The 12,596-nt window shown below is 59.0% G+C and carries 6 protein-coding genes; 2 read left to right on the forward strand and 4 right to left on the reverse strand.

What is annotated here, in order from left to right:
• Positions 1-165: 165 nt before the first annotated feature.
• The 3 genes from JF535_RS08055 to JF535_RS08065 form a co-directional block, all read right to left on the reverse strand.
• Positions 166-3,297, reverse strand: coding sequence for a glycosyl hydrolase family 18 protein (locus tag JF535_RS08055; RefSeq protein WP_207001015.1), 3,132 nt, complete (start codon positions 3,295-3,297; stop codon positions 166-168).
• A 258-nt stretch (positions 3,298-3,555) separates the two neighbouring features.
• On the reverse strand, positions 3,556-4,014 hold the full coding sequence (locus JF535_RS08060; protein ID WP_066966356.1) for a hypothetical protein: 459 nt from the start codon (positions 4,012-4,014) through the stop codon (positions 3,556-3,558).
• 207 nt (positions 4,015-4,221) lie between these two features.
• Entirely contained in the window at positions 4,222-5,364 is a 1,143-nt protein-coding gene (locus JF535_RS08065; protein WP_207001017.1) for an acyl-CoA desaturase, read from the reverse strand.
• Between the two features lie 598 nt (positions 5,365-5,962).
• Between JF535_RS08065 and JF535_RS08070 the strand changes: the two genes are divergently transcribed.
• A complete protein-coding gene (locus JF535_RS08070; RefSeq protein WP_242523758.1) occupies positions 5,963-8,062 on the forward strand; it encodes a sensor histidine kinase in 2,100 nt (699 codons plus the stop codon).
• A 77-nt stretch (positions 8,063-8,139) separates the two neighbouring features.
• Positions 8,140-11,628 (forward strand): EAL domain-containing protein, encoded by a 3,489-nt coding sequence (locus JF535_RS08075; RefSeq protein ID WP_207001019.1) that lies wholly within the window; start codon positions 8,140-8,142, stop codon positions 11,626-11,628.
• A gap of 41 nt (positions 11,629-11,669) precedes the next feature.
• Here the strand turns inward: JF535_RS08075 and JF535_RS08080 are convergent, their stop codons facing one another.
• Positions 11,670-12,476, reverse strand: a complete 807-nt coding sequence (locus JF535_RS08080; RefSeq protein ID WP_207001021.1) for an inositol monophosphatase family protein — start codon at positions 12,474-12,476, stop codon at positions 11,670-11,672.
• Positions 12,477-12,596: the final 120 nt, after the last annotated feature.

Consider the following 12,596-nt stretch of genomic DNA (forward strand, 5'->3'; position numbering starts at 1 on the left):
AAAAAGCCCCGGCCGGAGCCGGGGCGAACGTAGGAGTAATTCCTGTACAGGAGTTCCTATCGGTCACAACGCAGAGAGATATTTTAAAACACTTTTCAAACAGCCCATCCTGTGAGAGTTGGCCGGCGCTGCGTCGCCGGCCGGGTAAATCCATTTAATGCTTGATCAAATCGAGCAGAGGAATTGCCAGCTGCCGTCCGCAGTACCGGGTACCGATTGGGTCCACCATTTGGCTTCGAAGACACTGCCATCGTGGATGATTCGGTCACCGCCTGCGGCATGGTTGCTGCGCGGCCATTCTGGATAGGTCACGAGGCCAGCAGTGCTGATGCCCAGGTCGGCACAGGTCTCGCTGCCGCCACCGGACGAGCTGCCACCAGAAGAACTGCCTCCAGAAGAGCTACCGCCGCCACTGCTGAGTTGGACTACCGGCAGATCCGGATATTCGAACGCCAGTGCATAGGTGGTGTCATTTACGGTGGCGGTGTACGCCTGCGGACCGGATACCGGCAGGTAATAGTTCAGGGTCATATCCCAGCTTTCACCGTCTGCCAGATCCTGCCACGCCGGCAGGCTGAAGCGTACGCGGTGGAACTCGTTTTCCAGGCCGCCCACGTTACCGCCGCCGGCATTAGCGCCGTCTTCAATCACTTCCAGGCCGGCACCGCTCTGGTCGGTGATGATGTTGGAGGTGGAGGTCGGCATGTCGAACTCGAACACGGTGCCGCCGGGCAATACACCACCGGTGTTGTTGGTGATGTACAGCTTCGGATTCAGCGGGTAGTTCTGGTCGCCCAGTTTGAACTCGGTGACTTCGATGCCGATATCCAGTGCCTCGCTCGGTACCACACGGTCGGTGCGCAGGTGGCGGTAGTCGCTGGCGTTGGCGAACTTGTCGTAAGCCAGGGTGGTGAGCGTGTCACCCATGTAGTACTCGCCCTTCGCCGCGTCCCAGCTGTAGTCGCCGGCCAGCTCCCAGAACATGATGCCGCCGACACCCTGGTCGATCACGTACTGCACCTTGGCGTCCATGGACTCTTCATCTTCGGTGGAGATGAATACGCTCTTCTGCGCGTTCCACAGCCAGGGTGCCTCGGAAATCGCGTCGTAATTGCGCACGTAGGTGCCTACCAGCGCGTCATCCGGATCGTTGGCAGGGTCGAGGCCGTACTCGGTGATGTAGCTTCCGAGAATGCCATTTTCCAGGTTCTTGGCGTGCCACATGGGGTTGGAGCCGGCGCCCATTTCGTTGCCGTTCTCGTCCAGGTCGTGCCACATGTTGTCGATGCCAATGGCGCCGTGGCCGCAGTCCGCTGCACCACCGGTACCTTCGGGGCATTCGGACTGGGACGGCAGGGCAGCGGAACCGCCGAGACCGTTGTCACCGCCGGATACGCCCTGCCAACCGCGGGTGTAGTAGGGGATACCCACGTTGATGCGGCCCGCAGGCATGGAACCGCGGAAGTACTTCACGGCCCAGTCGATATTCAGGTAGCCGATGCCACCGTACTGGGAGGTGCTGTACACGCTCGCAGCCGCCAGTTCCGGATCGTTGCCGTTGTCGAACAGCGCCGAATTGTGGCCAACATATTCATTCCACGCGCCGTGCAGGTCGTAGGTCATGATGTTGACGTAATCCAGGTACTGGGTGATCTGCATGGTTTCCATACCGCGCAGCAGGTAGCCGGAAGAGGGGGAGGCGATGGTCAGCATGTAGTGGGTGCCGTCCTCCTGGCCCGCCTGGTCCAGCTTCTCGCGCAGTACCCGCATCAGCTCAACGTAGGATTCCATCAGCGACCCGCGCAGCGGGTTGGCGATACCGAAGTCCATCGGGTTGCCCGCGTCGTTCATGCTGGTGGGGTATTCGTAATCGATATCCACACCGTCGAAGCCGTACTGGCGAATGAAATCTACAGAGGAGTTGGCGAAGGCCTCGATTCCCTGGTGGTTGATGCTGCCATCGGCATTGGTGGTCATGGTGTAGAAACCACCATCGTTTACCCGATCACCGTTTTCATTGAAGTGGCCACCGGTTTCGGCCCAGCCGCCCACGGAAACCAGGGTTTTGACCTCCGGATACTGTTCCTTGTACTTGGACAACTGGTTGAAGTGGCCCTTGTAGGCATAGTCCGGATCGGTTTCCGCGCCGGCAATACCGGGCCATTCCATGCCGGTGGCCGGGTTGCCCGGGTCACTGGTGTTGCCCACGGATACCGAGTAATCACTGGCTACATGGGCGAAGGCGTAGTTGATGTGGGTGATTTTGCCCCAGGGGATGTCTTTCACCAGATAGCTGGGCTGCCCGTTGGCACCGTTACGCCAGCTGGTGAAGTAGCCGATGATGCGGCGGGGATGATCCGCCCCCATATCTTCGCGGCCCTCGGCATCATAGATGTCGCAGTAGTTGGGCGCGGTGCCGGGGGTGGTGTACAGGCCATCGGGGCGGCATGGGTGGTCGCCGATGACAACCTGCTCATCTTGTACGGAAATCGCCGCTTCCGCGCTGCCTTCCAGGCCATCGTTATCGGTGGCCACGGCGGAGAGGGTGTGGCTGCCCAAAGTGGCAGTCCAGTTGGCGCTATAGGGTGCGCTGGTGTCGGTACTGATCAGGGCGCCGTCCACATAGAAGGCGACCTGGCTGATGGTGCCGTCGCTGTCAGAGGCGCTGGCGGTAAGGGTCAGGTTGTCGCCGGTGTTGTGGCTGGAGCCATTGGCGGGCGCGGTCAGGCTTACCTCTGGCGCCACTGGGCCAATCACCACGTCCTCTTCGACAGTGAACGAGACCGGCGCGGTGGTAGTACTGAGGCTGTCGTTATCGGTGATACGCGCGGTGAGGCTGGGTTGGCCGGGCACTGCGCTCCAGGTGGCCTCCCAGGGTGCTGCCGTGTCGGTGGCGACCAGCGCGCCGTCGACGAAAAATTCAACGGAAGTCACCTGGCCATCGGAATCGGTGGCGGAAACGCTGAAGACAACGCTGTCATTTTCGCTGAAAGTGGCCCCGGCGGTCGGTGCGGTAATCGAGCCCTGGGGCGGCGTCAGCGGCGGATTCACGTCGTCGCCGCAGGCGCCGAGCAGTTGCCACTCCTGATACTGGCCGGAGTATTGTTCGGGGTTCTGGTTTTGGGTCCACCACTTGGCCTCGTAGGCGTTGTCGTTATATTGGACCTGATCCCCACCGGAGTAGGCGGGGCCCGCTTCCCAGACCGGGAGGGAGGTGCAGTCGACGGCGGCGTAGCCGTGCCCTGCGGAGAGCATGGCAGCGGCCACCAGGCCGAGCCGGAGCTTGTTGCTGATCATATAATGTTCACCTTGCGGCAGATTATTTTTATAGAAATACGACGCTAGACTTCGGCGCCGCCAAATGACATCGCTGTCAAAATAGCAATGGAAGCTGTCTCAGGCAACACAGGAAATCGGGGGAACCGTGGTTTCGGTAGAAGGGTGCGCCAAATTCGTGCAATTTGACCTGACTTTGCGAGTCCCGTCACAGTCCCCGCGCCAAAAGTTGGCGCGGATTACGGCAGAAAAGCTGGCAGGGAGTTGATGGGGGGCGCGTTACATGTCCCAGAGGGAGTTGGTGGCCATGGACAGGGTGATGCGCTCTTTGTCCTGAATGTGCTTGAGGTTTTCGAAGATCTCTTTCACCTCGGCGGACTCGATAGACCCATAAACGGAGTGGTAAAGCTCGGAGAAGTAGCGATCGACCTCCTGCCCCAGCTTGTTGATTTCTTCGATGCTCGGCTTGTCACTGAGGTACAGGTTTTTTACCAGATCGCCGGCGGACTCTTCGTTGGTGTACTGCAGCCAGGTCTGCATGACCTTTTGCTCCGCCACCGCACCGTAATTCTTGAGGTTGTTTGCCATGCGCAGTTCGTGCTCATACAGGTGCTTGAGCAACAGCTGGGTGCGGTTGTCCTGCGCGTTTTCCAGAAGTTGCTGGTAGACACCGGCCATGTCCAGGTGGAATTTCTGGGCGTTTTTGAGAACTTCATGGGCCTGTTTGAACGTCTTCATCTCTGCGCCTTCTCGGTTGTTCACTCAATTATAGTTTTCTCAACGGGGCCGTCGGAGGGGAACTGCCTGGTTCCTGTAATGGTTGTACCTCTAATGGTTATAGTGCATATCCGCGGGCGTTCAAGTCCTCTTTCAGGTTGCCAACGCTAGTAGCTGGGTGTCCCGTAGATACAAAAAAGGCGACCCTGGGGGTCGCCTTGTGTATTTTTACGCCGCGGCTGGCGCCAGGTGGAATTGTTCCATCATGATTTGCAGGCGTTTGCGCTGCATCTTCAGGCTATATTCCAGCTCCTTGACCCGGGTGCGGATGGCGGCATTTTCCCAGGTGCTCAGCAGGCGCTCGCGCGCGTTCTCATAGCGCTGCTGCTGCAATTCCTTCCATTCTGCGAGTGCGGCGGAGAAGTCCTGGGACTCACGCTCCAGCAGCTGCTTCCAGCTTTCCCGGTGCTTCGAGTGCTCGAGTTTTTGTTCCGCACGCTTGAACTGCATGGTGAGCATGGCCCGCTGGATGCGGATTGCCGGCACCGTCTTCAGGTTGCGCGCCATGCCCAGCCAGCTGGCGGTTTTAATCAGCCATTTGGTCGGGTCCCAGTGGTACCAGCGGATGCCGTTGCGGTAATCGGTCTGAAAGATGTGGTGGTAGTTGTGGTAGCCCTCACCGAAGGTAAAGAACGCGAGCAGATCGTTGTCCCGCGCGGTGTTTTCGTCGGTGTAAGGGCGGCGACCCCAGATGTGGGCCAGTGAGTTGATGAAGAAGGTAGTGTGGTGGTTGACCACGATACGCAGCACGCCGGCCAGCAGCAGCATACCGAGTACGTCACCCGTCAGCAGGCCGAGGACCAGCGGAACACCGACATTCATGGCGACGGTAATGGGCACATAGTGGTTGTGCTGCCACATCACAATTTTGTCGCGCTGCAGGTCTTTGGCGTTGTCGAAGTCGACTTTTCCGCTGGGGTAGTCACGCAGCATCCAGCCGATATGGGAAAACCAGAAACCGCGATTGGCGGAGTAGGGGTCGTTGTCGTTGTCGTCACAGTGACGGTGATGACGGCGGTGACCGGAACACCAGATCAGGGCACTGTTCTGCAGCGCGGCGGCGCCAAACAGAGCAAAAAACAGGCGCAGAGACCAGTGGGCCTCATAGGTGCGGTGGGACCAGAGACGGTGGTAGCCAGCGGTAATGGAGAGACCGCAGAAGGCGCCGAGAACCGCAAACGCCAGCCACTGGTACCAGTGGTAGCCAACCAGAACACCGTAGAGGGGGACGAGCACCAGAGCCACCAGGGCGGTACTGGCAAACAGAATGGTTGTCAGCCAGATTCGGGGGGCTTCGGGGACTGCTTTCATACTTACAACCTTGTTAGAGCCTTTCTAATTCGTGTGGGCCCATTGGCGGACCCGGGCATCGAGGTGCGCCGTCGCTGCTTACTCGCAGTCGGCGCACGTCTTGGCGTGGCCAATGAGAATAGATGCTACCGCAGATGGGCGCTTTCGACACCCGCACAAAGGGACGAGAGCGCGCAATTTGCGAATGGTTAGTCAGTTTATCCGGTTTTGGGTGGCGCGGTGCGCTACTTTGGTGCGGAAACGTATTTTCGCGTTCGCCCTTGGGTCAAGCGCTGTCATTTTGTTGTCATAACGGCGTCATGGTTCCCTCGGAGTGCTGAAACTTTATGCGCCAGAGGTGAGCGCTGGTGAAACTTTGCGCAATTTGTGGATTTTAGACGATTTACAGTGTGATTTTAAAAGTTGGCACACCGATTGCTTTATCTATCGTGTAGGCCAATTGGCCTGCGCTCCGGGAATCCATCACGGGTTATGGCAATTGCAATAATGCGTGACTTCCCGTTTTCTCTCATCATCGCTATTTTGGGCCCCGCACTGCGGGGCCTTTTTTTATCTGCGGATAAGTGCTTCACTAGCCTTCGATGTTTCCCGAATGCATATGGGGGCCGGCACCGCGCTGGCGCCCATGGCAGTAATGGCTCTGACGGCAAACAGTGACGGCAATAGTGTGTCGAACTCCGATCTTTCCCGAACCAAGGCGGTCCGCCTGAACCTCGCCACCCCCGGCGAGCTGGACGGACTGCAGCCAACGCAGGCACTCACCCAGGTGCGCTACCTGCACAGCCTGCTATTGAGTGCAAATCGGGGCATTTGGGAGTGGCACCCGGACAGCGGCACCCAGCGCGCGACCGGCAACCTCTGGTTACAGTTGCACCGGGACCCGGAGGCGGCCTTATCCGGTGTCTGGAGCGGTGATCTGGCCCTGGTTCACTCCGATGATCGCGACGGGCTGCTGGCGCTGCGTGCGCGGCTATGTCAGCAAGGCACCTTTGTCGATACCACGATTCGTGCCTATTCCCGGGACGGGCAGCCGGTCTGGCTGCGTTTGTGGGCGCGTGCGTTTACGGCCCCCTCCGGTACGCGTTTCTTCCTCGGTGGTTGTACCGATTACAGCGAATCTCTTTCGTCCCGTTCTCTTTCCTATTTCTCAGGTGAGCGTTTCCACTATGCGCTGGATTCGGTGGGCGACGGCCTGTGGGAGTGGGATCTGCGCGTGGACGAAGTGGTTCTGGATGACGCCTGCTGGCGGATGCTGGGGTATCCCCGCGGCCAGAGCGAGTCGGACGCGCGGGCAGCGCTGGCGCGCTGGAAGACCCATATGGTCGAGGATGACTATCCCGACGTAAAGCAGGCAATGGAAGACAATGTGCGCGAGCAACTGCCGCTGGATATCGATTTTCGACTCAAGCACCGGGAGCGCGGGGTTGTTTGGGTGCGGTGCCGCGGAAATGTGCAGCACAGCAGCGCTGGGCAGCCAATCCGGGTGCTGGGTACCTTGCAGGACATTACGGCAAGAAAAAAGAAACAGCTCAAGCAGGAAGAGGAACTGGCCAGGTTGCGGCAGGAGAGCCAGGACCGGGCGGAGTTGATCTCCAGTCTCAGCCATGAGCTGCGCACGCCACTGAACGCCATTCTCGGGTACAGTCAGATGGTCGAGTTCGACCAGAGCCTGAATCCGGATCAGCGCCGGCGCCTGGCGGAGATTCGCAAAGCCGGGCAGCACCTGCTGCATCTCGTGGGCGATGTACTGGACCTGGCCCGCATCGACAGCAATCGCCTGGCGCCGTCGATCGAACCCGTACAACCGGCAGCGCTGGTGGCCGATTGTCGCCAGCTTCTGGAGCCCCTGGCCGAAACCCGCAAAGTGTCACTCACCTTCGAGCCACTGGGGTGGGAGCATGCCTATGTGCTCGCGGATCCCATCCGCTTTAAGCAGGTGGTGTTGAATCTGGTGGGTAACGCGATCAAGTACAACTGTGAAAACGGACGTGTGGTGATCACCTTTTCCCCGCAGGCCGAGGGTTGGTTGCGCATGAGTGTACTCGACACCGGCAGCGGTATAGCCGCCAGTCAGCAGGCACATGTATTTGAGCCGTTCAACCGCCTGGGGGCAGAACAGGGAAAGATTGAGGGTACCGGGGTGGGGCTCGCCATCGCCAGGCAGCTGACCGAAGCCATGGGCGGGCGTATTGGTTTCGATAGTGAAGAGGGGCAGGGCTCCGTATTCTGGGTTGAGTTCATGATGAACGATGCCCCGTGTGAAGTGTTGCAGATGGCGGCCCGTCCCGATTTCACCAGCACGTTGCCCGCCTGCCGGGTATTGTATGTCACAGCTAGGTCCTCCTGGGCGAGCCGGATGAAAGCGGTGCTGGCGGCAGCGCAACAGGTGGAGTTACAGGTGGCAAGTGATGCGATGAAAGCCATCTTTGGCGCCCGCACCGGCGCTGCCGATGTCATTGTCGTGGATGGCGAGTTGCCGGGCATATCCCTGCAGGAGTTCTCGGCGATTGTGCGTGGTGACAAGACAATTGCAGGTATACCCCTGATGGGGGTGGTCGATCAGTGCAGCGATTGCCTGGATGTCTGTGTGCCGGCGAGCTACGACCTCCAGATACTGGCGGAAGGGTTGCGCTATTGCCTGTCCCTGAATGGTCAATCTGGCAGCGCTGCTGCCACAGGGCCATCTTCCGCCCAGTGACACCGAAGGATGACTGAGACAGCCTGAGTTGACCGGCTCTCAACAATAATAATTCCAGCCAAAAGGAAGTTTGGTCGATGTCCGTTCGCTTTCCTGGCGGGGTCAATCCGCCCCCGCCCACTGTTGGGCTTGACGGTGCGCGAGCCAATCATTTGGTGGTGGCCTTACTGCTACTGCTGGGGAACTTTTGTCTTGCCTATGTCTGCAAAAAGTTTCTCTCCACTGGCGATGGTATCGCCGCCATCTGGCTTGCCGATGCACTCACCATTGCTGTGCTCTATCGTTTTCCCTACCGGGACTGGGTCCTGCTGTCACTTGCCGCTTTCGCAGGGTGTGCAGTAGCTGCGATGGCCAGTGGCCTTGAGCGGCATATCGCACTCCTGTACTCCGTGGCGGGGCTGGTTGAGTCAGTAGTCGGGGCTGCACTACTGCGCTTTTTCTGTGCGGATGGTAATTTTTTTGACAGCGTGTTGCGCTGGTTGCGGTTCCTATTCTTCGGCGCTGTGTTGTCGACCCTGGTGGGGGCCGGCGTGGGTGCCACCATTGCCGCCCTGTTTCGCGGGCTGCCGTTCGGCGACGTTTTCCTGTTCTGGTTTTTGGCCGATACCGTCGGTATTAGCGTACTGCTGCCGTTTCTTCATTTGCTCAACTTCAGGGCACGCGCGGATTTGCTGGCGCCGCGGTCGCTGGCCCGCTTGTTTTTCGTCTCCGCCGTTTCACTGGTTGTTATCCTGGGCATTCTGCTCTTTGTGCCGCATCCGTTTGTTTTTATCGCGCTACCGCTGATCTGGGCCGCTTCCCGCCTGACTTTGCCGCAAACCTTGTTTTTAGTGTTTACCACGGTACTGGTGTCACTGGTGGTGCTCATCAACGGCAGTAGTTGGTTACCGGAAAATCTGCGTGAGGTGGCCAGCCCGCTGGAATATTTACCGCTGTATGTGGCGATGATTCCTGCCTATATGATGGCGGTGGCGTCGAGTGTGGAACGCAAGCGCAGTCAGCGCATCATTGAAATGGAAAGCAGTTTTCGCGCAGCCATGAATGCATCGCGTATCGGTATGCTGCTGGTGTCACTGGATAACCGTATTATTCAGGCCAACCCGAGTTTCTGCCGGTTTATCGGTTACTCGGAGGCCGAGCTGCGGGGTTTGGATCTTCGCGAGGTCATCGCGCCCGCGGAAGAGCAACCCAATGGCCCGCTACCACAGTGCGGCGCCGGGAGTGATAGCCGGGGGCTGCTGTTCGATTTCGAGCGCGGGTATGTACAGGACGCCGAGTGGCGGTTTTTATGCAAAAACGGTGCGCGAGCGTGGGGACATTGGTCCTGCAGTCTTGCCCGCGGAGCGAGCGATGAACCCCTGTACGCCGTGGTACAGGTTGAAGACATCGACTGGAGAAAGCGCAGTGAAGCGCAGCTGGCAAAAGCCGAGGAGCGCTGGAAGTTTTCCCTCACCGTAACCGGCCAGGTGGTGTATGACTGGGACCTTGCGACTGGCAACACTTTCTATTCCGACTGGTTGCGCAGTGGTGTCGGTATTGATGCCGAAAAGCTGACCAGTCGGCAGGATTGGCTGGCGCGGGTTGCTGAAGAGGATCGCGACCAGCTATTGCACGCACAGTTGGCCCATTTCAGCGGCCAGGTAAAAGACATCGACTGTCAGTACCGGGTACGTACGGATGCCGGTGACGTACGCTGGATCCACGAAACGGCGCGGATCATGGAGTGTTCGGAAGACGGGCGGCCGGTGCGCCTGATCGGTATTTTGCGGGACATAACCGATAACAAGCGGATGGCGCGTTCGCTGGAAGAGGAAAAAGAGCACCTACAGGTAACCCTGGACGCCATCGCGGATGCAGTGATCGCCACAGACAACCTTCGGCAGATCACGTTCATGAATCCTGTGGCAGAGCAGCTCACCGGCTGGTCCCTTGGCGAGGTGCAAGGGCGTGACATCGATGAAGTATTGCAGTTGTCCAGTGGTCGAGAAGGGCAGCGGGTGCAAAGTCCGGTGAGGGATTGTTTGCAACATGTTATGCCTTTTGGGTCTGCGGAGAGCTCCGTGTTGCACGATCGTCACGGCAATAGCTACGACGTAAAGTGCTCCGCTTCGCCACTGTGCAGTAGCAGCAGTCAGGTGCTCGGCGCCGTGCTGGTGTTTCAGGATGTGACGGAAACCCGCCGCCTTATTCGCCAGCTTCGTTACAAAGCCCATCACGACGACCTCACGCATTTGCCTAATCGTGAAGCCTTCCGGCGGGAATTGCTGGAGGCGGTTGCCTCGGTGCGCAACAGCGACCTGGTACACACGCTGGCTTACATGGATCTTGATCGCTTCAAAGTAATCAATGACAGCGCCGGCCACCAGGCGGGTGATGCGCTGTTGCGCAATCTGGCGCGTTTTCTGAAGGGGCAGTTGCGAGAGACCGATTGCGTCGCGCGGCTGGGCGGCGATGAGTTCGGTATTTTGTTGCGTGACTGCAGCAAGGAGCAGGGTCTGTTGCGCTGCGAGCAGCTGGTGAGAAAAATTATTGCGCTGCGTTTTCCCTGGGCCGGGCGGGTGTTCGATGTGGGGGCCAGTGTGGGTCTTACCGAGGTGCGCCGGGACAATAATCAGGTGGCCGATCTAATGAGCCAGGCCGATGTTGCCTGCTATTCTGCAAAGCATGCGGGGCGTGGTGTAGTCATGCTGTATGAGGCAGATAGTAGTGCCGCCGCCGATCAGCATCGTGAAATCCACATGGCCTCGCGCATTCGCGAGGCGCTGGATGAAAACCGGTTGCAGCTCTTTGCTCAGCCTATCGCCGATGCCCGGGATGCATCCCGGATTAGCCACTATGAATTGCTGGTGCGCATGGTGGACGTAGACGGCACGCTGATTTCTCCCGGCGCGTTTATTCCCGCTGCGGAACGCTACGGACTGATGCTGCAGATCGACCGCTGGGTGATGCATGAGTTTCTCTGCAACAAGGCCAAGCTGGCGGCGGCTAGTGGGCTCAGTTTTGCCGTGAACCTGTCGGCAGAAGCGATTGGTGATCGGGGGTTTCAGGACGAGTTTGTTGCACTGCTGGAGCGGGCAGAACTTCCCAGTGCGCGTCTCGGAATAGAAATCACCGAAACGGCGATGATCAATCAGATGGAAAACGCCAGTGAATTTGTCGCCGCCCTGCGGAGTATGGGGTGCAAGATCGCGCTGGATGATTTCGGCAACGGCCTCAGCTCCTTCAATTATCTCAAGGCGTTTTCCATTGATTTCATCAAGATCGACGGCAGTTTTGTGCGGCAGGTTGAGTCGAATTTTGTCGACCTGATGATTGTAGAGTCGATCAACCAGGTCGCCCACCGATTGAACGCGCTTACCATTGCCGAATTTGTTGAGGATGTGGGTGCGGCGGACCGATTGCGGAGCATCGGTGTGGACCTGCTACAGGGTTATCACATTGGCCGGCCCAAACCCCTGGATGCGGTGCTGTCCGCGGTTCCCGACGGCGTTATTGCGAAGCTACAGGCGCGCAGGGGCAGCCACGGGGAGTTGGGGGTTAGCGAAGAGGTCGAAACGGAAAACTGAGCGGGCCTTGAGCGGCCCGCTCCTGATCAGCGGACAGGTGCTTACTGCGGGATTTTTCCGAGATGCTTGCCCACAACCTGCAGCAGGGGCTTGAAGGTTTTCGGCGTGGCACAGACCAGGTTGCCGGATTCCAGGTAGCCATTGCCACCGCGGAAGTCGCTGATCAGTCCGCCGGCCTCTTTTACCAGCAGGGATCCTGCGGCAATGTCCCAGCTGTTCAAATACATTTCCCAGAAACCGTCGAAGCGGCCCGCAGCCACGTACGCCAGATCCAGTGCGGCAGCGCCGGGGCGGCGGATGCCCGCAGTCTGGCCGGCCACTTCCTTCATTACCGCCAGATAGGCATCGATATTCTCGAGGGGCTCTCCGTTGAAGGGGATGCCGGTGCCGATCAGTGCGCCTTTCAGGCCCTGGCGGCTGGAAACCCGGATGCGGCGTCCGTTCAGGGCGGCACCGCGGCCGCGACTGGCGGTAAACTCTTCGCGTTTGATGGGGTCGAGGACCACCGCGTGCTCAATCTGGCCGCGGTAGCGGCAGGCGATGGAGATCGCGAAGTGGGGGCAGCCGTGGATAAAGTTGGTGGTGCCGTCCAGCGGGTCGATGATCCACTCGTATTCCGGCTCAGCGCCTTCCTGCAGGCCGCTTTCTTCGGCCAGGATGCTGTGTTTGGGGAACGCCTTGCGCAGGTGATAGATGATCTCCTGCTCACTGGCCTTGTCCACTTCCGTCACGAAATCGTTGCGACTTTTTTCTTCAAACTTCATCAGGTCGCCGCGCTCCCAGGCGCGTTCGATCAGTTCACCGGCCTTGCGCGCCGCGCGCAGGGCAATATTCAGCATGGGTTCCATAGGAATTCCGCGATCAGTTGTGGATGTCGATGGTAAAAAGCGTTACCGGGCAGGCCGGCGGCGCGATTGTAGGGATTCCTGTGCAATTTTGCTACACTCCGCGCCCGTTTTGTAACAGGC

Source organism: Microbulbifer salipaludis, assembly GCF_017303155.1.
In the GTDB taxonomy this organism is placed as follows: Bacteria; Pseudomonadota; Gammaproteobacteria; order Pseudomonadales; family Cellvibrionaceae; genus Microbulbifer; species Microbulbifer salipaludis.

Bases quoted from the DNA above. Each gene is read 5' to 3' on its own strand.
- JF535_RS08080 (WP_207001021.1), bottom strand. From the start codon at position 12,476: ATGGAACCCATGCTGAATATTGCCCTGCGCGCGGCGCGCAAGGCCGGT.
- JF535_RS08055 (WP_207001015.1), bottom strand. From the start codon at position 3,297: ATGATCAGCAACAAGCTCCGGCTCGGCCTGGTGGCCGCTGCCATGCTC.
- JF535_RS08060 (WP_066966356.1), bottom strand. From the start codon at position 4,014: ATGAAGACGTTCAAACAGGCCCATGAAGTTCTCAAAAACGCCCAGAAA.
- JF535_RS08070 (WP_242523758.1), top strand. From the start codon at position 5,963: ATGGGGGCCGGCACCGCGCTGGCGCCCATGGCAGTAATGGCTCTGACG.
- JF535_RS08075 (WP_207001019.1), top strand. From the start codon at position 8,140: ATGTCCGTTCGCTTTCCTGGCGGGGTCAATCCGCCCCCGCCCACTGTT.
- JF535_RS08065 (WP_207001017.1), bottom strand. From the start codon at position 5,364: ATGAAAGCAGTCCCCGAAGCCCCCCGAATCTGGCTGACAACCATTCTG.